This is a genomic window from Cupriavidus sp. DF5525 (assembly GCF_040149425.2).
In the GTDB taxonomy this organism is placed as follows: domain Bacteria; phylum Pseudomonadota; class Gammaproteobacteria; order Burkholderiales; family Burkholderiaceae; genus Cupriavidus; species Cupriavidus pickettii_A.
Window position 1 is genome coordinate 1872811 of sequence record NZ_CP168266.1, and the last position, 22096, is coordinate 1894906.

Annotated in this window: 19 protein-coding genes; 10 read left to right on the forward strand and 9 right to left on the reverse strand. The window is 68.1% G+C overall.

The genetic code is table 11. The features are described 5' to 3' along the window. Positions 1-59 precede the first annotated feature (59 nt). The 8 genes from ABNX08_RS29795 to ABNX08_RS29830 all read left to right on the forward strand — a co-directional run bounded on the left by ABNX08_RS29795 (position 60) and on the right by ABNX08_RS29830 (position 9785). Positions 60-1724: a methyl-accepting chemotaxis protein gene (locus ABNX08_RS29795; protein ID WP_041681839.1), complete on the forward strand. Its 1665-nt coding sequence runs from the start codon at positions 60-62 to the stop codon at positions 1722-1724. A 39-nt stretch (positions 1725-1763) separates the two neighbouring features. Then, a complete protein-coding gene (locus tag ABNX08_RS29800; RefSeq protein WP_022539377.1) occupies positions 1764-2240 on the forward strand; it encodes a chemotaxis protein CheW in 477 nt (158 codons plus the stop codon). Further along, on the forward strand, positions 2237-3502 hold the full coding sequence (locus tag ABNX08_RS29805) for a CheR family methyltransferase (protein ID WP_022539378.1): 1266 nt from the start codon (positions 2237-2239) through the stop codon (positions 3500-3502). The genes ABNX08_RS29800 and ABNX08_RS29805 overlap by 4 nt, the downstream gene beginning before the upstream one ends. Then, positions 3495-4190 (forward strand): chemotaxis protein CheW, encoded by a 696-nt coding sequence (locus tag ABNX08_RS29810; RefSeq protein WP_022539379.1) that lies wholly within the window; start codon positions 3495-3497, stop codon positions 4188-4190. Before ABNX08_RS29805 ends, ABNX08_RS29810 begins: the two co-directional genes overlap by 8 nt. Continuing rightward, a complete protein-coding gene (locus ABNX08_RS29815) occupies positions 4187-6520 on the forward strand; it encodes a hybrid sensor histidine kinase/response regulator (RefSeq protein ID WP_022539380.1) in 2334 nt (777 codons plus the stop codon). The genes ABNX08_RS29810 and ABNX08_RS29815 overlap by 4 nt, the downstream gene beginning before the upstream one ends. Beyond that, a complete protein-coding gene (locus ABNX08_RS29820; protein ID WP_022539381.1) occupies positions 6517-7539 on the forward strand; it encodes a chemotaxis response regulator protein-glutamate methylesterase in 1023 nt (340 codons plus the stop codon). The genes ABNX08_RS29815 and ABNX08_RS29820 overlap by 4 nt, the downstream gene beginning before the upstream one ends. A gap of 81 nt (positions 7540-7620) precedes the next feature. After that, a complete protein-coding gene (locus ABNX08_RS29825; protein ID WP_022539382.1) occupies positions 7621-8649 on the forward strand; it encodes a diguanylate cyclase in 1029 nt (342 codons plus the stop codon). A gap of 356 nt (positions 8650-9005) precedes the next feature. Beyond that, complete coding sequence (locus ABNX08_RS29830; RefSeq protein WP_022539383.1) at positions 9006-9785, forward strand: DUF4397 domain-containing protein; 780 nt, start codon at positions 9006-9008, stop codon at positions 9783-9785. A gap of 83 nt (positions 9786-9868) precedes the next feature. On the opposite strand, the gene ABNX08_RS29835 is transcribed toward ABNX08_RS29830, so the two are convergent. The 4 genes from ABNX08_RS29835 to ABNX08_RS29850 all read right to left on the reverse strand — a co-directional run bounded on the left by ABNX08_RS29835 (position 9869) and on the right by ABNX08_RS29850 (position 14342). Then, on the reverse strand, positions 9869-10198 hold the full coding sequence (locus ABNX08_RS29835) for a helix-turn-helix transcriptional regulator (protein ID WP_041681840.1): 330 nt from the start codon (positions 10196-10198) through the stop codon (positions 9869-9871). A gap of 224 nt (positions 10199-10422) precedes the next feature. Beyond that, on the reverse strand, positions 10423-11925 hold the full coding sequence (locus ABNX08_RS29840) for a tripartite tricarboxylate transporter permease (protein ID WP_022539385.1): 1503 nt from the start codon (positions 11923-11925) through the stop codon (positions 10423-10425). A gap of 13 nt (positions 11926-11938) precedes the next feature. Then, the gene (locus ABNX08_RS29845; RefSeq protein WP_022539386.1) at positions 11939-12400 is read right to left on the reverse strand and encodes a tripartite tricarboxylate transporter TctB family protein; all 462 of its coding nucleotides are present in this window, start codon (positions 12398-12400) and stop codon (positions 11939-11941) included. Between the two features lie 451 nt (positions 12401-12851). Then, positions 12852-14342: an MATE family efflux transporter gene (locus tag ABNX08_RS29850; RefSeq protein WP_022539387.1), complete on the reverse strand. Its 1491-nt coding sequence runs from the start codon at positions 14340-14342 to the stop codon at positions 12852-12854. 347 nt (positions 14343-14689) lie between these two features. On the opposite strand from ABNX08_RS29850, the gene ABNX08_RS29855 reads away from it, so the two are divergent. Both ABNX08_RS29855 and ABNX08_RS29860 read left to right on the forward strand, forming a co-directional pair. Continuing rightward, on the forward strand, positions 14690-15472 hold the full coding sequence (locus tag ABNX08_RS29855) for an MHYT domain-containing protein (RefSeq protein ID WP_022539388.1): 783 nt from the start codon (positions 14690-14692) through the stop codon (positions 15470-15472). A 187-nt stretch (positions 15473-15659) separates the two neighbouring features. Next, entirely contained in the window at positions 15660-17087 is a 1428-nt protein-coding gene (locus ABNX08_RS29860; protein ID WP_022539389.1) for an NAD-dependent succinate-semialdehyde dehydrogenase, read from the forward strand. A gap of 64 nt (positions 17088-17151) precedes the next feature. On the opposite strand, the gene ABNX08_RS29865 is transcribed toward ABNX08_RS29860, so the two are convergent. From ABNX08_RS29865 to ABNX08_RS29885, 5 genes are read right to left on the reverse strand one after another with little or no spacing between them, the layout of a single operon-like run. Next, positions 17152-17541, reverse strand: coding sequence for a cytochrome C oxidase subunit IV family protein (locus tag ABNX08_RS29865; protein ID WP_022539390.1), 390 nt, complete (start codon positions 17539-17541; stop codon positions 17152-17154). Positions 17542-17549: 8 nt separating this feature from the next. Continuing rightward, entirely contained in the window at positions 17550-18257 is a 708-nt protein-coding gene (locus ABNX08_RS29870; protein WP_022539391.1) for a heme-copper oxidase subunit III family protein, read from the reverse strand. A 39-nt stretch (positions 18258-18296) separates the two neighbouring features. Beyond that, positions 18297-18944, reverse strand: a complete 648-nt coding sequence (locus tag ABNX08_RS29875) for a cytochrome oxidase subunit III (RefSeq protein WP_022539392.1) — start codon at positions 18942-18944, stop codon at positions 18297-18299. Next, positions 18941-20698, reverse strand: coding sequence for a cytochrome c oxidase subunit I (ctaD, locus tag ABNX08_RS29880; RefSeq protein ID WP_022539393.1), 1758 nt, complete (start codon positions 20696-20698; stop codon positions 18941-18943). The genes ABNX08_RS29875 and ctaD overlap by 4 nt, the downstream gene beginning before the upstream one ends. A gap of 10 nt (positions 20699-20708) precedes the next feature. Continuing rightward, positions 20709-22067 (reverse strand): cytochrome c oxidase subunit II, encoded by a 1359-nt coding sequence (locus ABNX08_RS29885; protein WP_022539394.1) that lies wholly within the window; start codon positions 22065-22067, stop codon positions 20709-20711. Between the last annotated feature and the right edge of the window lie 29 nt (positions 22068-22096).

Sequence of the window (22096 nt, forward strand, 5' to 3'; positions counted from 1 at the left end):
CGCGCATCGAGCCGCCCCCCGGGCCGCGCCCCCGCCCCGGCGCGGCAGCCAATGCGGCGATGCGGGCAACGGCAGCTCCTGAACAAGAACATCACCGGGACTTCACCGTGAACCACTGGACCATCCGCACGCGCATCCTGGCAAGCTTCTCGCTGATCCTGCTTGTCATGGCCATGATGGGCGTTGTCGCCTATACCCGCCTGAACGCGATTGAACGCGGCACCGCGGTCTTGCTGCAAGACGCGCTGCCCGGGCTGAACCACAGCGCCGGCATCCGCGGCATCTGGGGCGAGCGCTACGTGCTGGCATGGGAGATCCTCAACGCTTCGGGCGACGCCGAACGGCGCGACCTCCAGCAGCGGAGCCAGGAAGTGGCGAGCCGGCTGGACAAGGTCGAGCAGCAGTATGAAGACTCGATCCAGCGCGACGAGGACCGCGTCGCCTTCAAGGCCTATCGCGACCTGCGCGCGCAATACGAACAGGCCGCGCAAAGCCTGGTCCGTCCCGGCGAATGGAACGCGGCCGCCGCCCTGGCGGCAATGCGCGGCGACATCCACACGCGCTGGAACGCCGCGCGCAATGCCGCGCAACACCTGGTAGACGACAACAGCGCCATCAGCACGCGCGCGGCGCATGGCATCGAGAAGGCCGTCGAAGCCGCCAAGATCGGCATCGAAGCCGCGTTGATCGCGGCTGTAATCGTCGCCGTGATCGCCGGCTACCTGCTGCTGCGTGCGATCACGGTGCCGATGCGGTCCATCGTCGAGCTGTTGACCGGCCTCCGCGGCGGCGACCTGCGGCTGCGCATGGCCTTGCGCCGCAAGGACGAGTTCCTGGAAGTCGAGGAAGGCTTCAACCAGATGAGCAGCGAGCTGACCTCGCTGGTGGGCCAGGCACAGCGCACTGCGATCCAGGTCACCACCTCGGTCAACGAGATCGCCGCCACCGCGCGCCAGCAACAGGCCACCGCCACGGAGACCGCGGCCACCACCACCGAGATCGGCGCCACCTCGCGCGAGATCTCCGCCACCGCGCGCGACCTGGTACGCACCATCCATGAGGTCTCCAGCGCCGCCGAACAGACCGCAGGCCTGGCCGGCACCGGGCAGGTCGGCCTGTCGCGCATGGAAGGCACCATGCAGCATGTGATGGGCGCCGCCGGCTCGGTCAACGCCAAGCTCGCCACGCTCAATGAAAAGGCCGGCAATATCAACCAGGTGGTCACCACCATCGCCAAGGTGGCCGACCAGACCAACCTGCTGTCGCTGAACGCCGCGATCGAGGCGGAGAAGGCCGGCGAGTACGGCCGCGGCTTTTCGGTGGTGGCAACCGAGATCCGCCGCCTGGCCGACCAGACCGCGGTTGCCACCTACGACATCGAGCAGATGGTGCGCGAGATCCAGTCGGCGGTGTCGGCCGGCGTGATGGGCATGGACAAGTTCTCGGAGGAAGTGCGCCGCGGCATGTCCGATGTCACCCAGGTTGGTGACCAGCTCTCGCAGATCATCGCGCAGGTGCAGTCGCTGGCGCCGCGCGTGCAGATGGTCAGCGAAGGCATGCAGGCCCAGGCGGGCGGCGCCGAGCAGATCAACCAGGCGCTGATGCAGTTGTCCGAGGCCGCGCAGCAGACCGTGGATTCGCTGCGGCAGTCGAGCCAGGCGATCGACGAACTGACGCTGGTGGCCAACGACCTGCGCAGCGGCGTGTCGCGCTTCAAGGTCTAGGCCGCCAGTCATTGCGCTCCAGCCCTGCGCGCCGCCTCCATGAAACTGTTCCTGCTGTTCCGCCTCGGCAATGACCACTATGCGCTCGATGCCGCCGAGATCGCCGAGGTACTGCCGCTCACGCGCCTGAAGCAAATCCCCGGCGCGCCGGCCTGGGTGGCGGGCATGATGGAACGCCGCGGCCAGCCGGTACCGGTGATCGACCTGCCGGCGCTGGCCACCGGCGTGCCGGCGGCGCTGCGTACCAGTACGCGCACGGTGCTGGTCCACTACCGCCGCCACCGGGATGAGGCGCCGCGGCTGCTGGGCCTGCGGCTGGAATCCGCCACGCAGACAATGCGCTGCCCGCCGGAATCGTTTGTCGATGGCGGCCTGGCCGGCGCCAGCCCGCGCTACCTCGGGCCGGTGCGCCAGGACGCGCGCGGCCTGGTGCAGTGGGTGCGCGTCGAGGCCCTGCTGCCAGACGAAATCCATGCCATGCTGTTCGCCGACACATCACCGGAGGCCGCATCATGAGCACTGCCACGCACATCGAGGCCCTGCTCAAGGCACGCATCGGCCTGGATGCCGGCTCCATCGGCACCGGCGCGGTGGAGCGCGCCGTGCGCGAGCGCAGCCAGGCACTGCAGGCAGCCGACACCCAGGCCTACTGGAACCTGCTGCACGGCACCGCCGACGAAATGCAGGCGCTGATAGAAGCCGTGGTGGTGCCGGAGACCTGGTTCTTCCGGCATCGCGAAGCCCTGCTGGCGCTGGGCCGCTTTGCCGCCGAGCGCGCCTTCGCCGACACCGCGCGCACGCTGCGGGTGCTGAGCCTGCCCTGCTCCACCGGCGAGGAACCCTACTCGATCGCCATGGCCATGCTCGATGCCGGCGTGCCGCCGGCGCGCTTTCGCATCGACGCGGTGGACATCAGCGCCCGCGCCCTTGCCCGCGCGCGCCAGGGCGAATACGGGCCCAACGCCTTCCGCAGCGCGCCGCTGGATTTCCGCGAGCGCTATTTCACCCCCACGGCGACCGGCTACACGCTGGACCCGCGCGTGCGGGCACAGGTGCGGCTGCTGCAGGGCAACCTGGTCGATCCCGGCCTGCTGGCGGGCGAGCCGCCCTATGACTTCGTCTTCTGCCGCAACCTGCTGATCTACTTCGATGCGCCGGGGCAGCGGCGCGCGGTGCAGACGCTGGCGCGCCTGGCCATGGCCGACGGGATGCTGTTCGTGGGGCCGGCCGAGGCCAGCCTGCTGAGCGCGCAGGGGCTGGAGTCGGTGGGCGTGCCGCTCACTTTTGCCTTCCGTAAGCCCGACCCGGCGCGCGCCGCGGCAGCGCCGGCGTCTGCGTCCGTCCAGGCGAAGCTGCCGCTGCGGATGGCCGCGCCGCCGAGGTTGCCACGCACGCCGGTGCCGCTGCGGCCGGCACCCGTGCGTCCGGTGCCGGCGGCCACGGCAGCGGCCAGCGGCCGCTGCGCCGCGCTGGCCGGCATTGCCGGCATGGCCGACCGTGGCGAACTCGAAGCCGCCACCGCGGCGTGCCTGGCGCTGCTCGACGGCCCGGGGCCGGATGCCGATGCCGACGCCTATTGCATGCTGGGCGTGCTGCACGACGCCACCGGCCGCACCGCGCAGGCCCACGCCGCCTACCGCAAGGCGCTCTACCTGGACCCCGAGCACCAGGAAAGCCTGTACCACCTGGCCGCGCTGCTCGACACCCTGGGCGACCACGACGGCGCCATGCGCCTGCGCCAGCGCGCGCAGCGCCACACCCGCAAGCACCATGGCTGAGCCTCAAGGCATCCTCCTGCGCACCGACGCCATCGACGACTGCTGGCGGCGCATCGGCGTACGCGGCGACGGCTCCTGCGCCGCGCTGGCCGAACACGGGCACTGCCGCAACTGCCCCACCTACGCCCAGGCTGCGGCGACGCTGCTGGACGCGCAACGGCTGGATGCGCTGCTGGACGAACTGCCCGATGCCGCCACCCTCGCCGCGGACGATCCGGACACGTCCGCCGGGCTAGGCGCCGCGCAGTCCTGCCTGGTGTTCCGCATCGGCGATGAATGGCTGGCCCTGCCGACCGCGGCGCTGGGCGAGGTCACGGCCCCCGCCCCGGTCCATTCGCTGCCGCACCGGCGCGATGCCGCAGTGCTGGGACTGGCCGCAGTGCGCGGCAACCTGCTGGCCTGCCTGTCGCTGGCACAGCTGTTCGACGCGGGCGCCGCGCCTGCCGACAGCCACGGTAACGGCACCCGCTTCCTGATCCTCGGCCAGGGCCGCGGCGCTATCGCGCTTCCGGTGGCCGAGGTGTCCGGCGTCGCCCGCGTGCCGGAGCACGCGCTGCAGCCGCTGCCCGCTACGCTCGCGCGCGCGTCGGCGCGCTATACGCAGGCGCTGTTCGCCGACCAGGGGCGCACCGTCGGCCTGCTCGACGCGGCACTGGTACGCCAGGCGCTGGCACGGAGCCTGGCATGAATCCCGAGCAATTGCGCGATGCCTCGCTGCTGGAGCTGTTCGCGCTCGAAGCCGAATCCCAGGCCGACGTCCTCAATGCCGGGCTGCTGGCGCTGGAGCGCAATCCGGCCGCGGCCGACCAGCTCGAAGCCTGCATGCGCGCCGCGCATTCGCTCAAGGGCGCGGCACGCATCGTCGGGCTGGATGGCGGCGTGCGCGTCGCGCATGCGATGGAAGACTGCCTGGTGGCCGCGCAGGGCGGCATGCCGCTGACCGCCGCGCATATCGATGCGCTGCTGCAAGGCACGGACCTGCTGCTGCGCATCGGCCATCCGCCCGGCGGCGACCTGGGCTGGGCCGACGGCGCCGGCCGCGCGCAGATCGAGGCGGTGGTGCAGCGGCTGGGCACGCTGGATGGCGGCGCGGCGGCGCCGTTCGCCACGGCACCGGCGCCGCTGCCGGATCAAGCGCAAGTCGTCGAAGCCGAACCGGAGCCCGCCGCTTTCGCGCCACCCCTTGCGGATAGCGCCGAGCCGCTGGCCGCGCCACCACCGCAAACGCCGTCCCCTGCGGCTGCGGCCGATGGCCACGAACGTATGCTGCGCGTCAGCGCCGACACCCTCGACCAGTTGCTGGCGCTGTCCGGCGAGGCCATGGTCGAGTCGCACTGGCTGCGCCCCTTCGGCAAGTCGCTGCAGAAGGCCAGGCGCCAGCAAGCGCGCGCGCTGCATGCCGCCGATACGCTGAAGGAGACGTTGCAGCAGGTGCTGGACGGCAACGCCGGCGCGGCCGGCGACGCGCGCGCGGCGCTGACAACCTTGCGCGAGCTGCTGGACGACGGCCACAGCCAGCTCGCCGAACGGCTGGAAGAGTTCGACCAGTACGACCATCGCGCCACGCGGCTGGCGCGCCGGCTCTATGACAGCGCGCTGGCCTCGCGCATGCGGCCGCTGGCGGACGGCCTGACCGGCTACGCTCGCATGGTGCGCGACCTCGGCCGCACCCTCGGCAAGTCCGTGCACCTGGAGCTGATCGGCGCGGGCACGCAGGTGGACCGCGACATCCTGGAAGCGCTGGACGCGCCGCTGGCGCACCTGTTGCGCAACGCCGTCGACCACGGCATCGAGCCGCCCGAGATACGCGCCGCGCAGGGCAAGCCCGCCGAGGGCCGCATCACGCTGCAGGCGCGCCACAATGCGGGCCGGCTGGTGATCGAAATCTTCGACGACGGCGCGGGCGTTGACCTGGAGGCGCTGCGGCGCGCCATCGTGCGCCGGCGCCTGGCCTCGGACGACACCGCCGCACGGCTGTCGCAGCCCGAGTTGCTCGACTTCCTGCTGCTGCCCGGCTTCAGCATGCGCGACACCGTGTCCGAGGTCTCGGGCCGCGGCGTGGGCCTGGACGCGGTGCAGGAAATGGTGCGCCGCGTGCGCGGCAGCCTGCGCCTGACGCAGCAGTCGGGGCAAGGCCTGCATTTCCAGCTGGAGCTACCGCTGACGCTGTCGGTGGTGCGCACGCTGCTGGTGGAGGTCGCGGGCGAAGCCTATGCCTTTCCGCTGGGCCGCGTGCTGCGCGCGGCCGCGGTGGCACGCAGCGAGATCGAGCAGACCGAAGGCCACCAGCATTTCCGCCACGAAGGCCGCGCGGTGGGCCTGGTCAGCGCCGCGCAGGTGCTGCAGCGGCCCGAGAGCGCGCAAGAGCACGACGATGTGCCGGTGGTGATCGTGGGCGAGGCGGAGCGGACCTACGGCATCGCCGTCGACCGCATGCTGGGCGAGCGGCTGCTGGTGGTGCAGCCGCTGCCGGCGGCGCTGGGCAAGGTCAAGGACATTGCCGCCGGCAGCCTGACCGACGACGGCACGCCGGTGCTGATCTTCGACGTGGAGGACGTGATCCGCTCGGTCGAGAAGCTGGTATCCGAGGGCCGCATCGCCGGCGTGCGCCAGGCAGCAGCGGCCGCTGTGCAAGTGCGCGCGCGGCGCGTACTGGTGATTGATGACTCGCTCACCGTGCGCGAACTGCAGCGCAAGCTGCTGGCCGGGCGTGGCTACGACGTGGCGGTGGCGGTCGATGGCATGGACGGCTGGAACGTGCTGCGCGCCGAGCCCTTCGACCTGGTCATCACGGATATCGACATGCCGCGCATGGACGGCATCGAGCTGGTGCGCCGCATCCGGCAGGACGCCGCGCTGCGCCAGCTGCCGGTGATGGTGGTGTCGTACAAGGACCGAGAACAGGACCGCCAGCGTGGCCTGGAGGCCGGCGCAGACTACTATCTGGCCAAGGGCAGTTTCCACGACGCCGCGCTGCTGGACGCGGTACAGGATTTGATCGGCGAGGCACGCACATGAAAATCGGCATCGTCAACGACTCGCCACTCGCGGTGGCCGCGCTGCGCCGGGCGCTTGCGCTCGATCCGTCCTTCGAGATCGCCTGGGTCGCCGGCGACGGCGCGCAGGCGGTGCAGATGGCCGCCAGCCACACGCCGGACCTGATCCTGATGGACCTGCTGATGCCGGTGATGGACGGCGTCGAGGCCACGCGCCGCATCATGGCCGAAACGCCCTGTGCGATCGTGGTGGTGACCATGGACCTGGGCCGCAATGCCTCGCAGGTGTTCGACGCGATGGGCCACGGCGCCATCGATGCGGTCGACACCCCCACGCTGGCCGAAGCCGATGCCCAGCTCGCCGCCGGGCCGCTGTTGCGCAAGCTGCGCAATATCGGCCGGCTGCTGGCGGGCCGCGTTGCACCGCAGCACACGCTGGCGGCGCCGCCACGCGCGGTGGCCGCGCCGCGGCTGGTGGCCATCGGCGCCTCGGCCGGCGGGCCTGCCGCGCTGGCCACGCTGCTGGGCGCGCTGCCGGCCGATTTCGGCGCGGCGGTGGTCACGGTGCAGCATGTCGACGAGGCCTTTGCCGCCGGCATGGCCGACTGGCTTGACGGCCAGTGCGCGCTGCCGGTGCGCCTGGCGCGCCCCGGCGACACGCCGCAGGCGGGCACGGTGCTGCTGGCAGGCACCAACGACCACCTGCGCCTGACCGGCCCCACGCGCATGGCCTACACTGAGCAACCGTGCGACTACCTGTACCGGCCCTCCATCGATGTCTTCTTTGAAAGCGTGGTGGAGCACTGGCGCGGCGACGTGGTCGGCGTGCTGCTGACCGGCATGGGGCGCGACGGCGCACTGGGACTGAAGGCGATGCGCGAGCGCGGCTTCCTCACCATCGCCCAGGACCGCGCCACCAGCGCCGTGTACGGCATGCCCAAGGCCGCCGCGGCCATGGGCGCCGCCGCCGAAATCCTGCCGCTGCCGCGCATCGCGCCGCGCCTGGTGCAGGTATGCGGCAGCCGTACCGTACTACCCTGACGGCGCGCTTTCTCCAGGCATAGCGAAGCACTGTCATACGTCCCGGGCGGCACCGGGACAGCACACCCAGGACCCAGAACAATGCAAACCGAACAGCCAGCCCCTACCAGACACGCCAGCCCTGGCGCGGCCACGCAAGAGTACGTGGCGATGGTGCTGCTGGTGGACGACCAGGCCATGGTCGGCGAGGCCGTCCGCCGCGCCCTGTCGACCGAGCCGGACATCGACTTCCACTACTGCGCCAACCCCGACGAGGCGGTCGCCGTGGCCGAGCGCACCAAGCCCACCGTGATCCTGCAGGACCTGGTGATGCCGGGCGTTGACGGCCTCACGCTGGTCAGGCGCTACCGCGACAACGCCGCCACGCGCGATATCCCGATCATCGTGCTGTCGACCAAGGAAGAAGCCGCGATGAAGAGCGCGGCGTTCGCTGCCGGGGCCAACGACTACCTGGTCAAGCTGCCCGACAGCATCGAACTGATCGCGCGCATCCGCTACCACTCGCGCTCCTACCTCAACTTGCTGCAGCGCGACGAGGCTTATCGCGCGCTGCGGCAAAGCCAGCAGCAGCTGCTCGAGACCAACCTGGAGCTGCAGCGGCTGACCAATTCGGACGGCCTGACCGGGCTGTCCAACCGCCGCTACTTCGACGAATACCTCGGCGCCGAATGGCGCCGCGCGCAGCGCGAGCAGACGCAAGTGGCGCTGCTGATGATCGATGTCGACAGTTTCAAGGCGTACAACGACACTTACGGACACGTTGCCGGCGACGAGGTGCTGCGCCGCGTCGCCGCGGTGCTCCGCGACAACTGCACGCGTGCGGCCGACCTGCCGGCGCGCTTTGGCGGCGAAGAATTTTCGATGGTGCTGCCGGGCACCTCGCCTGGCGGCGTGCGGCTGCTGGCCGAAAAGGTGCGACGCGCGGTCGAGGCGCTGCGCATCGTCCACAGCGGCTCGACCACCAGCGACTGCGTCACCGTCAGCATCGGTGGTGCCGTACTGGTGCCGCAGCCTGCGGAGCCGGCAAGCCGGCTGGTGGAAGTGGCGGACGGCGGCCTCTACCAGGCCAAGCGCAATGGCCGCAACCAGGTGATGATGTCATTGCCGTGAACAGAAGCAGACTGCCGCACCGGACCACGGGACGTCGGTCTGTGCACGAGCACCCGGCTGCAACAACCGGTTACACACTGGGACCTTTTGCGCAGCCGCCCTCCTTCCGCCCGCGCGGCCATGCGCCGACTGGCTTTGCCCCACACCGCCTCCTGTACGAATCGCTTCTTGTCGGAATCGTCCGACATGGAATTCGGAACCGCGCGCCTGCCTTGTATTAGCGCTGCTACCTATCGTTGCATCACCGCAAGCGCAATCGCCGCGCCTGCAGCAGATAGCAAACTGGCCACGCGACCGTCGCGCCCAGCGCGGGCATGGGCCAGCTCGTCTCTGATTCCAACGGTAAGAGGTGACCCATGTTCCGATCCAAGACCAGTCTTATCCTCGGCCTCGCCCTGGCCGCAACGGCAGTCCTGTCCGCCTGCGGTGGCGGCGACGATGGCATCGATGACCGCGTCGGACTGAGCAAGCCCTCGATCCGCGCGATCCACGCAGTGACTGGCGGCCCAAACGTCGACGTGCTGCAGAACGGTGCGAAGACCAGCTTCCTGGACAAGCCCTACAAGTTCGTCTCGACCTATTTCAACGTCGAGACAGGCAACCAGCTGATCGCCTTCAATGTCGCCGGCACGCAGACCGAACTGGCGCGGGCCTCGTTTGTCGCGGCCACCGGCCATAAGTACACCGTGGTGGCATTGCCGGCTTCGACCGTTGCCGAAGCGCTGACCATCGACGATCCGTTCGAAAAGGGCCTGCTGTCGAACAAGGCGCGGGTGCGCAGCCTGAACGCCTCGTTCAATGCGCAGAACGTTGATATCTACGTGACCATGCCCGCGATCGACCTGAACTCGGTCGGACCGACCTTCGGCGCCGTGGCGTACAAGCAGGCCTCGCCGGCTTCGGGCCAGGACTCGATTGACCTGGACGGCGGCACCTATCGCCTGCGCATCACGCCGGCGGGAAGCAAGACGGTTATTTTTGACTCCGGTGCGCTCACGCTGGCCAACAATGCCGACTGGCTGATCACGACCATCCCGGTCGACGGCATCGGCGCGACCGTGCCGAACAAGATCAAGGTGCTGGTGGCGCGCGGCGATGACGAGTCGCAAGCCGGCCTGGAACTGGTGACGCAGTAAGCGCCGCAGCTGGTTTCGCCTCCCTGCACCGCGTGTGTGGGGCAGGCAGGCAGGAGGCCGATCCGAGAAGGTCGGCCTTTTTTCTATGTGGTAGCGCAGCCTTGATGGGCGTCGTCGCCGTCGCCCGGCACCAGGTCCGCCTTCAGCACGGCGAGATGCGCTATGTACTGCTCCAGCTCGGCGCGCCCGCGTTCGGTAATGCAGTAGACACGGCCGCTGCCTTCGACCAGTTCGGCGGTGATGGCACGCGCCATCATCAGGCTGCGCAGCACCGGCCGCAGCGAGCGGATGTTCTTGTCGATGCCGCGCTCGCGCAGGCGGTCAACCAGGTTCAGGACCGTGGACGGGCTTGACTGGACGAGCTTGAGAACGTAGACGCGGGAAAAAAACCGGTCAATGGTAGGCGGTTTCATGGGCGCTGTCGGCGCACCCGATGGTGCGGGAATCCTGATCATCATGCGCAGCCCATGACTGCTGCCGCAGTCGGGCACTCTCTTGTCGTGCGGGCGCAGCCTGCGCTGCAGCGCGTGCGGCCCGCGAAAAAAAGAGGGGTGCACGAAGGCACCCCGAATGCTTGCGTTGTATGCGCCGCCCTGACTGGAAGTCAGGACGGCGCAGCCCCGGGGCGCGTGCGGCGCTATTCTTCCTGGAACGCTTCTTCGCGCTTGGCCTTGATCGACGGCAGGGCCACCACCGCCACCAGCGCCGCGGCTGCGATCAGCAGGCCGACCGACAGCGGGCGCGTCACGAACACGGTGAAGTCGCCACGCGACAGCAGCAGCGAGCGGCGGAAGTTCTCTTCCATCATCGGCCCCAGCACGAAGCCCAGCAGCAACGGCGCCGGCTCGCACTTGAGCTTCAGGAACAGGTAGCCGATCACGCCGAAGCCGGCGGCCATGAACACGTCGAAGGTCTGGTTGTTGACCGAGTACACGCCGATGCCGCAGAACACCAGGATCGCCGGGTACAGGAAGCGGTACGGCACGGTCAGCAGCTTCACCCAGATGCCGATCATCGGCAGGTTCAGGATGATCAGCATCAGGTTGCCGATCCACATCGAGGCGATCAGGCCCCAGAACAGCGCCGGGTTGCTGGTCATCACCTGCGGGCCGGGCTGGATGTTGTGGATGGTCATGGCACCCACCATCAGCGCCATCACCGCGTTGGGCGGAATGCCCAGCGTCAGCAGCGGGATGAACGAAGTCTGCGCCGCGGCGTTGTTGGCCGACTCCGGACCGGCCACGCCTTCGATCGCGCCCTTGCCGAACTCATGCGCGAACTTGGAGGTCTTCTTCTCCAGCGAGTACGCGGCAAACGAGGCCAGCGACGCACCACCGCCCGGCAGGATGCCCAGTGCCGAGCCCAACGCGGTGCCGCGCAGCACGGCGGGGATCATGCGCTTGAAGTCGGCCTTGGTCGGGAACAGGTTGGTGACGTGGTCGGTGAAGGTCTCGCGCGCTTCCTTCTGCTCCAGGTTGGCGATGATTTCGGCAAAGCCGAACATGCCCATGGCCAGCGCGACGAAGTCGATGCCGTCCGTCAGTTCCGGGACGTCGAACGAGAAGCGCGCGGCGCCCGAGTTCACGTCGGTGCCGATCAGGCCCAGCAGCAGGCCCAGCACGATCATCGCGATCGCCTTGGGCAGCGAGCCCGAGGCCAGCACCACGGCGCCGATCAGGCCCAGCACCATCAGCGAGAAGTATTCGGCGGGGCCGAACTTGAAAGCCAGTTCCGACAGCGGCGTGGCGAACGCGGCCAGGATCAGCGTGGCGACGCAGCCGGCGAAGAATGAGCCCAGGCCGGCGGTGGCCAGCGCCACCCCCGCTCGCCCTCGTCTTGCCATCTGGTAGCCGTCGATGGTGGTCACCACCGAGGACGATTCGCCGGGCAGGTTCACCAGGATGGCGGTGGTCGAACCACCATACTGGGCCCCGTAGTAGATGCCCGCCAGCATGATCAACGCGGCCACCGGCGGCAGCGTGTAGGTGATCGGCAGCAGCATGGCGATGGTGGCCAGCGGCCCCAGGCCCGGCAGCACGCCGATCAGCGTCCCCAGCACGCAGCCGAGGAAGGCGTAGGCGAGATTCTGCAGCGACAGCGCCGTGGAAAAACCCAGCGCAAGGTGATCAAGCAATTCCATGGTCGGCGTCTCCTTAACCGGTGATGAAGGCCGGCCACACCGGCATCTGCAGGTTGATGCCGTAGACGAAGGCGCCCAGGCTGATCAGCACCAGCACCACGGCGTTGAGCAGCGCACCCTTCCAGCTGAACTCATGGCTCGCCATCGACGACACCATGACCAGCACGAACACCGACAGCACCACGCCCAGCGGCTTGAGCAGCAGGCCGAACAGCACCACCGAGCCCAGGATCCACAGCAGCGTCTTTACGTCCCAGCGTGCGAGATGGTCTTCCTCGCCCCTGGACGACAGCGAAGACAACAGCACCACCGCGCCAAGCGCGGCAAGCACCAGTCCCAGCAGGAAGGGGAAATATCCGGGTCCCATCTTTGCGGCCGTTCCCATGGAATAGCCGCGAGCGACCCAGGAAAAGCCCAGACCGACCAGAACGAACATCAGGCCGGAGGCAAAGTCCTTTTGGCTGCGTATGCGCAAAATGATTCTCCTCAAAGTTCACGAAATTCCGTGCCGGGCCGCGCGCTGGCTCTGGCGCAACGAGACATGCGCAAGGCATGCTCCCCGACGGTTGAACCGAACCTTAGAGACGCGATCTTTCAGGCGCCTTTCATTTGTCTTGGCTTAGGGGTATTTACCGATGCACCTGAAAAACAGGGCTAATGCTGCGGGGCGAGCGCGTGTCAATGCATCACGTTGTGATGTATTTTCGCTTGTGAAAATTGGGGATGAATTCGGCTGAGGAGAGTGCCGAACAAGACGGCACGCGCGCTTGCATCAACGCAAGGCGCGGCCGGAAAGACGCGCGATCACAGCCTTGGCGACAGGACGCGCGTGTGCTGGGAGGGAGTGCCAGCGGTGACAAGATGACACGCCGATCTTTCGAACGGCTTTCAAGACGCGATATTTTTTTTGCCTGGAAAACGCCGCATCAGCGCACGCCTTGCGCCGCAGGCGTTGCGGTCTCGGCCTCGTCCGCGACGGGACCCGCGTCTTCGCACGGCGTACCCATGCTGGTATCCGGCGCCTGCCCAACCGCCTCACCCACATGCGCCCCCGCCGGCAGGATATGACTACGACGCCAGTTGCCAAAGCGGTAGTAGCCAACCGCCAGCACCAGCGACACCACCGAGCCCACGGGGAAGCTCCACCAGATCGCATCCGCGCCGATGCGCGGCCCCAGCGCCCACGCGAACGGCAGCCGGATCACCCACATCGACAGGAACAGGATCACCAGTGGCGCCATCACCGCGCCGGTGGCACGCACCGTGCCAAAGATGACGATGGTGAAGCCGAACAGGATGAACGACCACAGCACCACCATGTTGATATGCTGGGCGATGCCGATGGCCACGCCGTCGGTGCCGAGGAAGAGCCCGAGCGAATGCCGGTTGAACAGGTAGATCAACCCCACCAGCGCGCCGGTCATCGCCGCGTTGAACACCAGCCCGACGCGCGTAATGCGCGACACGCGTTGCCACAGCCCCGCGCCGACGTTCTGCGCCACCATCGACGAAACACTCGCGCCAACCGCCAGCGCCGGCATCTGGACGTACGTCCACAACTGCGAAGCCACCCCGTAAGCCGCAGTCGTCTGCGAACCGTAGGCATTGACCAATGCCATCATCACGATCGCCGACGACGAGATCACCACCATCTGCAATCCCATCGGCAGCCCCTTCACCACCAGTGCACGCAGGATTGCCGGATCCGGCCGCAGCAACGCGAGCTGCCCGCGATGCAGCAACAGGAAATGGCGGCGCCGGTACAGCAGCACCATCATCGCCGCCAGGCTCACCAGCTGCGCAATCAGCGTCGCCAGCGCCGAGCCGCCGATGCCAAGCGGCGGGATCGGCCCCACGCCGAAGATCAGCACCGGGTTGAGCGCCACGTCCAGCACCACCGACAGCAGCATGAACCAGAACGGCGTGCGCGAATCCCCCGCGCCGCGCAGCGTCATCATCACGAAGTTGTAGAAATACATGAACGGCAGCGCCAGGAAGATGATGCGCAGGTAGGTCACCGCCAGCGGCGCGGCATCTTCCGGCGTGTTCATGGCGGCCAGGATGTCGGGCGTGTAGATAAAGCCCAGCACCGACGCCAGCACCGACATCGCGACGAAGAAAGTGGTGCTGGTGCCGACCACGCGGCGCGCCTCGTCCAGGTCGTGCGCGCCCACCGCCTGGCCGATCATGATGGTGTTGGCCATGCTGATGCCGAACACCACGCCCAGCAGGAAGAACAGGATGATGTTGGCGTTGGAGGTCGCCGTCAGCGCAGCTTCGCCGAGGAAGCGCCCGACCCAGACCGAATTGATCGAGGCGTTCAGCGACTGCAGGATATTGCTGCCGAGCACCGGCAGCGAGAACAGCAGCAGGGTCCGGCCGATCGGGCCGGTGGTCAGTCTGGCGTCTGGCTTCATGGGGCGTGGCGCTGTGCGCGGCACCGGCGGCGCGACGCGTGGGCGCTTCGGGGAGAGGGATGGAGGCGGGATCGGGAAATCGGCCCAGTCTATCCCTGAGTCGGGGGCGCCACAAGCGCGCCCGCCCTGCCGCACGGCGCGCTTTCTACCTGAATGAGTTATTCCGCTGCGCTGGCCGCGCGCGGCATACTCGGCGCGGGGCCAGCGCGCGCCAGGCCCGCTGCCGGACGGGATACCCGCCGCGCGGAGGGCCGCCCGCAACCCCGGCAGCAAACGCTGCGTACCCGCTTACGCGAGCGAACTTGAGACGCCGTCCAAACGCGCAGTCATAACGAGGAGGTGGGGTCATGTTTGTCGGTTTCCAGCCTGTTCCCGGCGCCCTGGTGCCGTTCGCCTATGACTGGCCGATGGTGGGCCTGTCGTTCCTGATCTCTGTCTGCGGCGCCTATGTGGGCCTGCGCTGGTCGCGGCGCGTGCGCCTGCCCGACGGCCGGCTGGACGTGGACCGCCTGCTGTGCGCCAGCGTGGCGCTGGGCGGCGGCGCGGTCTGGTCGATGCACTTTATCGGCATGGTGGCCTACCAGACGCCGACCCACCGCGAGTTCGGCCTGTTCCTGACGCTGGCTTCGCTGCTGGTGGTGATGGTGCTCGCAGGCGCCGGGCTGGCAATCGCCTCGCGCCCGCGCGGCAGCCGCACCGACAACGTGGTCAGGGGCGGGGTGCTGACCGGGCTGGGCGTGGTGGCCATGCACTACACCGGCATGGCCGCGATCCGCTCCAATACGCGCTTTGACTGGGACCTGGGCGTGATCGCGCTGTCCGCCGTGATCGCGGTGGTGGTTTCGGTGGTCGCACTGTGGCTGGCCACCACGGTCAAGACCGGCGGCAAGCAGTTTGCGGCGGCGGTGGTGATGGGCGTGGCGGTCTGCGGCATGCACTACACCGGCATGTCGGCGGGCACCATGGTCTGCACCAGCCCGACCTATGCGCCGAGCCTGTTCGCGATCGAGGGCGAGAGCATCGGCTATGCGGTGTTCGGCCTGACGCTGATCACGCTGCTGGTGATCCTGGTGGTGGAAGCCACCCGCGCCGGCGCCGAGGCCGCGGCGCAGCGGCGCGATCCCGCCTGAGTGCTCCCGCCCCCGCGCCGGGGACGTTGCGGCACATTCCTCCTGATGCCGGGGCCGTCCGGGCACCTGGCCCACTGCATGATCGCCGCAGTCGGGGTAAGCTTGCGGTTTCACTGACGGCCGCGGCCGGGGCCCGCCCCCTTTGCCGCGGCTGCCGCCACGCACAACGCCCACCAGGAGAACACGCATGTACCAGGATCTCGCGCTCTATATCGACGGGGAATTCATCAAGGGAGGCGACAGGCGCGAACAGGACGTCATCAATCCGGCCACGCAAGAGGTGCTGGGCAAGCTGCCGCACGCCACCCGCGCCGACCTGGACCGCGCCCTCGGCGCCGCCCAGCGCGCCTTCGAAAGCTGGAAGAAGACTTCGCCGCTGGAGCGCTCCAGGATCCTGCGCCGCGTGGGCGAGCTGACCCGCGAGCGCGCCAGGGAGATCGGCCGCAATATCACGCTGGACCAGGGCAAGCCGCTCGCCGAAGCCGTGGGCGAGGTGATGATCTGCGCCGAGCACGCCGACTGGCACGCCGAGGAATGCCGCCGCATCTATGGCCGCGTGATCCCGCCGCGCCAGCCCAATGTGCGCCAGATCGTGGTGCGCGAGCCGATCGGTGTGTGCGCGGCCTTTACGCCGTGGAACTTCCCGTTCAACCAGGCCATCCGCAAGATCGTGTCGGCGCTGGGCGCCGGCTGCACGCTGATCCTGAAGGGACCGGAGGATTCGCCCAGCGCGGTGGTGGCGCTGGCGCAGCTGTTCCATGATGCCGGCCTGCCGCCGGGCGTGCTGAACATCGTCTGGGGCGTGCCGGGCGAGATCTCGACCTACCTGATCGAATCGCCGATCGTGCGCAAGATCTCGTTCACCGGCTCGGTGCCGGTGGGCAAGCAGCTGGCGGCACTGGCCGGCTCGCATATGAAGCGCGTGACCATGGAGCTGGGCGGCCACTCGCCGGTGCTGGTGTTCGACGATGCCGATATCGAGCCGGCGGCCGAGATGCTGGCGCGCTTCAAGCTGCGCAACGCCGGCCAGGTATGCGTGTCGCCGACGCGCTTCTACGTCCAGGAAAAGGCGTATGACAAGTTCCTGGCGCGCTTTACCGAGGTGATCGGCTCGATCAAGGTCGGCAATGGCCTGGAAGACGGCACGCAGATGGGCCCGCTGGCGCATGAGCGCCGCGTGCTGTCGATGGAGCAGTTCCTGGACGACGCCAGCCAGCGCGGCGGCAAGGTGGTGGCCGGCGGCGCGCGCCTGGGCGACAAGGGCTACTTCTTCGCGCCGACCGTGGTGACCGACCTGCCCGACGATTCGCGCCTGATGACCGACGAGCCCTTCGGCCCGGTGGCGCCGGTGACGCGCTTCAAGGACACGGCAGAAGTGCTGCGCCGCGCCAACAGCCTGCCCTACGGCCTGGCGTCGTATGTGTTCACCAACTCGCTGAAGACCGCCACGGAAGTGTCGAACGGCCTGGAAGCGGGCATGGTCAATATCAACCACTTCGGCATGGCGCTGGCCGAGACGCCGTTCGGCGGCATCAAGGACTCGGGCATCGGCAGCGAAGGCGGCCAGGAGACCTTCGACGGCTACCTGGTGACCAAGTTCATCACCCAGGTCTGACCGTCCATATCCAGGCAAGGCGGCGTGCCGCCGGCTCCCTCCCGGAGCCGGCGGCGCCTCCCCGTCAGCGGAAGAACGCGCCGCGCGTCAGGAACGTATAGTTCGCTTCTTCCGCCATCAGCCAGACCAGCACCAGCAGGCACATCGGTGGCACGAGGATGGCGCAGATCAGCGCCATGCGCTCCCATGCCATATGCATGAACACCGCCACGATCAGCCCCGCCTTCAGCGCCATGAACACCAGGATCAGCGTCCAGCGCAGGTAGCCGGTGACATGGAAATAGTCGACCAGGTAGGACAGTGTCGACAGCACGAACAGCAGCAGCCAGATCTTCAGGTACAGCCCGATGGGATGCTGCTGGCCGTGTTGTGCCGCGGCATGGCCGGCATCGTGGCCAGCCTCGTGCGGGGCCGGCTGTGCGGGAGTTGCGGGAGTTGCGGAAGTGGAAGCCATGGCCGCCCTCACCAGAGATAGAACAACGCAAAGATAAACACCCACACCAGGTCGACGAAGTGCCAGTACAGGCCGGCAATCTCGACGATCTGGTAGTTGCCGGTGGCCTCATAGCGCCCGCGCAGCACGCGCGTGGCCACCACCAGCAGGTAGATTACGCCGCACGATACGTGCAGGCCGTGGAAGCCCGTGATCATGAAAAAGGTCGAGCCGAACTGCGCGGCGCCCATCGGGTTGGTCCACGGGCGCACGCCCTCGTCGACGATCAGCTTGGTCCACTCGAAGGCCTGCATCCCGACGAACAGCATGCCGAACACCGCAGTCGCCAGCATCAGCATCGCACACTGGCGGCGCTCGCGCCGGTAGGCAAAGTTGACCGCCATCGCCATGGTGCCGCTGCTGGTGATCAGCACGAAGGTCATGATGGCGATCAGCAGCAGCGGGATGTCAGCGCCGCCCACGTGCAGTGCGAACACCTCGCTGGGGTTCGGCCATGGCACCGTGGTCGACATCCGCACCGTCATGTAGCCGGTCAGGAAGCAGCTGAAGACAAAGGTGTCGGACAGCAGGAAGATCCACATCATGGCCTTGCCCCACGACACCTTGAAGGCCTGCTGGTCCGACGACCAGTCGGCCAGCATGCCGCGCAGGCCGCCCAGCGGCGGCGGTGGCGCGACGGCCGGCCTGGCCGAAGGTGAAGACAGTTGCGTTGACATGCCGGTCCCCCTTGTTGCCCGTCGTGCTGCCGTCGCCCGCTAGGCCGTGCCGCAGATGTAGCGCACCAGCTCGGGCGTGAGCCAGCCCAGCGCCGCCAGCAACACCACCCATACTCCCAGCAGGAAGTGCCAGTAGCGCGCGCACAGCGTCATGCGCAGCACCGTCGCGTCGCCGCTGCCGCGCGACGATACGGCGAAGGCCCAGCCGCCCAGGCCGCCCAGCACGTGCAGCCCATGCATCGCCGTCAGCAGGTAGAAGAAGCTGCCTGCGGGATTGCCGGCGGGCACCACCTGCATCGCCGCCAGCGCCTGCCATGCCCATAGCTGCGAGACCACGAAGCCGGCCGCACCCAGCCCGCCCAGGCGCAGCGCGAGCCGGGCAGCGGCCATGCTGCCTTTGTGCGCGGCGCGCGACGCCACTTCCATCGCAACGCTGCCCGCCGCCAGCAGCACGGTGGACAGCCACACCTGCCACGGCAGCGCGATGCGGTGCCAGTCCGGACTGTCCATGCGCAGCGCATAGGCCGTCAGGAACAACGCGAACAGCGAGCTGACCACGCCCATGAACACCCACAGGCCGATGCTCGCGGGCGCGCGCCCGCGCGGGCGGTGGTTGGCGGCGTTCTCGCCAGACGGGTTGCCGCCGAAGTCGTCGCGGCTGACCTTGTAGAGGGCTTCGGCATTCATGCGACGGCTCCGCGGCTGGCATGCGGTTCGGGCTCGGACCCGCCCTCTTCAGGCGGTGCGTTCTGCGCGATAAAGTCCTCGCGCGCGCCCGGCACGCTGTAGGCATAGGCCCAGCGGTACACCACCGGCAGGTGCGGGCCCCAGTTGCCGTGCACCGGCGGCGTCTGCGGCGTCTGCCATTCCAGCGAGGCGGCCCGCCACGGGTTGCCGTCGGCCTTGCGCCCATAGCGCAGGCTCCAGACCAGGTTGAAGACAAAGAGCAGCTGCGCCGCGGCCACGACAAAGGCCGCCACCGAGATGTACATATTCATCACGTGCGCCGATTCCGGGATAAAGGCGTAGTTCTCGTAGGCGTAGTAGCGCCGCGGCATGCCCAGCACGCCGAGGTAGTGCATCGGGAAGAAGATCGCGTAGGTGCCGACGAAGGTGATCCAGAAATGCACGCGGCCCATGGTGTCGTCGAGCATGCGCCCGCTGACCTTGGGATACCAGTGGTAGATGCCGCCAAACACCACCAGGATCGGCGACACGCCCATCACCATATGGAAGTGCGCCACCACGAAATACGTGTTGGACAGCGGGATATCGACGCTGACATTGCCAAGGAACAGCCCCGTCAGCCCGCCGATCACGAAGGTGCTGATAAAGGCGATGGCAAACAGCATCGGCACCGTGAAATGGATATCCCCGCGCCATAGCGTGATGACCCAGTTGTAGACCTTGATCGCGGTGGGAATGGCGATGATCAGCGTGGTGGTGGCAAAGAAGAAGCCGAAGTACGGGTTCATGCCGCTGACGAACATATGGTGCGCCCACACCACCACCGAGAGCACGCCGATCGCCAGGATCGCCCACACCATGGTGCGGTAGCCGAAGATGCTCTTGCGCGAATGCACGCTGACCAGGTCCGAGACGATGCCGAAGGCCGGCAGCGCCACGATATACACCTCGGGATGGCCGAAGAACCAGAACAGGTGCTGGAACAGGAGCGGGCTGCCGCCCTTGTACTGCAGCTGCTGCCCCATCGATACCATCGCCGGCATGAAGAAGCTGGTGCCGAGCGTCTTGTCCAGCAGCATCATCACCGCGGAGACGAACAGCGCCGGGAAGGCCAGCAGCGCCAGAATGGTGGCCATGAAGATGCCCCACACCGACAGCGGCATGCGCAGCAGCGTCATGCCCTCGGTGCGCGCCTGCAGCACGGTGGTGACATAGTTCAGGCCGCCCATCGTTGCCGCGACGATAAAGATCGCCAGCGACACCAGCATCAGGATGATGCCCCACTCATAGCCCGGCGTGCCGGGCAGGATGGCCTGCGGCGGGTACAGTGTCCAGCCCGCGCCGGTGGGCCCGCCCGGCACGAAGAAGCTGGTCAGCAGCACGATCACCGACAGCAGGTAGACCCAGAAGCTGAGCATGTTGAGGAAGGGGAACACCATGTCCCGCGCCCCCACCATCAGCGGGATCAGGTAGTTGCCAAAGCCGCCCAGGAACAGCGCGGTCAGCAGGTAGATCACCATGATCATGCCGTGCATGGTGACGAACTGGTAGTAGCGGTTGGCGTCGATGAATTCGAAGCGCCCCGGGAAGCCCAGCTGCATCCGCATCAGGTTGGACAGCGCCACGCCCACCAGCCCGACCACGATCGCCACGATCGTGTACTGCACGGCGATCACCTTGTGGTCCTGGCTCCAGACGTACTTGGTCCAGAAGCTCTGCGGCGCGTGATGGGCGGCATCGTCGGCGTAAGCCATGCGGGTCTCCTCACTTCGTGGCGGGCGCGACCACCGCCGAAGGCGGCACGGCCACGGCCGTCGAAGTCGTATAGGTGCCGGACGCCGCGCCCGGCGTCGGCGCTGGCGCCGCGGTGCCGGCGGCGGCGGTCGTGGCGGCGCTGGTCGCGGCGGCGGGGCCAGCGGGTACGGCCTCCGGTGCTACCGGCGCAACGGTGCCTGGCGCACCCTCACCACTGCCGGCAGACTTGATGTACGCGGTCAGCGCCGCGACCTCGTCCTCGCTCATCGGCAGCTTCGGCATCACCGGGCCGAAGCCCTTCACCAGCCGCGCGTGCGGGTCGACGATCTCCTTGTGCAGGAAGGCATCGTCGACCTTGGCGCTGCTGCCGTCGGCAAAGGTCTCGGTCTTGCCGTACAGGCCCTTCCAGGTCGGCCCGACGCCCGGGTTGCCGTCGATGCTGTGACAGCCGGTGCAGCCCTTGCTCTGCGCCAGCGCGCGTCCCTTCTCGATGGTGCCGGCGTCGCCCGCGGCGCCCGGCGCGGCGGCGGCCAGCGCGGCCGGCGGCGCGGCCGCCTTGGCCAGTGTCATGGCGAAGGTCTGCTGCTTCGCCAGCCAGGCCTCATAGGCGGCCGGCTCTTCCACCACCACCGTGCCGCGCATGTTGTAGTGCCCCACGCCGCAAAGCTGCGCGCACAGGATGTCGAAGCGCCCCGGCTGCGTCGGTGTGAACCAGAACGACGTGACCATGCCCGGCACCATGTTCATGCGCGCGCGGAACGGCGGCACGTAGAAGTCGTGCAGCACGTCCTTGGAGCGCAGCAGCACCTTGACCGGCCGGTTCAACGGCAGGTGGACTTCCGGGCCGACGATCACTATATTGTCCAGCCCGCGCGGGTCGTCGGGGTCCAGCCCGAGCGGGTTGGTGCCGGTGACGAACCGCGGATCCGATGCGCCCAGCACGCCGCTCTTGCCGGGAAAGCGGAAGGCCCATTGCCACTGCTGCCCCACCACTTCCATCACCATCGCCTCACGCGGCGGACGCACATAGTCCGCGTAGACGAACAGCCCCGGCGCCAGCAGCGCAATCACGCCCAGCGTGGTGCCGGCGATCAGCCACAGCTCGAGCTTGCTGTTTTCAGGCTGGTAGGCCGCGCGGTGCCCGGTGCCGCCGTTGGGATGCGGCGCCTCGTGCCGGTAGCGCCAGACGATATAGCCGACGAACAGGTTGATGACGACGAAGAAGATCCCGGTGATGACCAGGGTAATGGTGAGCGTGTCGTCCATCTGCTTCCAGTTGGACGCCAGCGGGGTCGCCCACCACGGGCTCAGGAAATGAAAGAGCACCGAAGCGACGACCATGACTACCAGCGCGATGGCCAACGCCATATCCACCCTCCCTCCTCGCACGCGGCGAG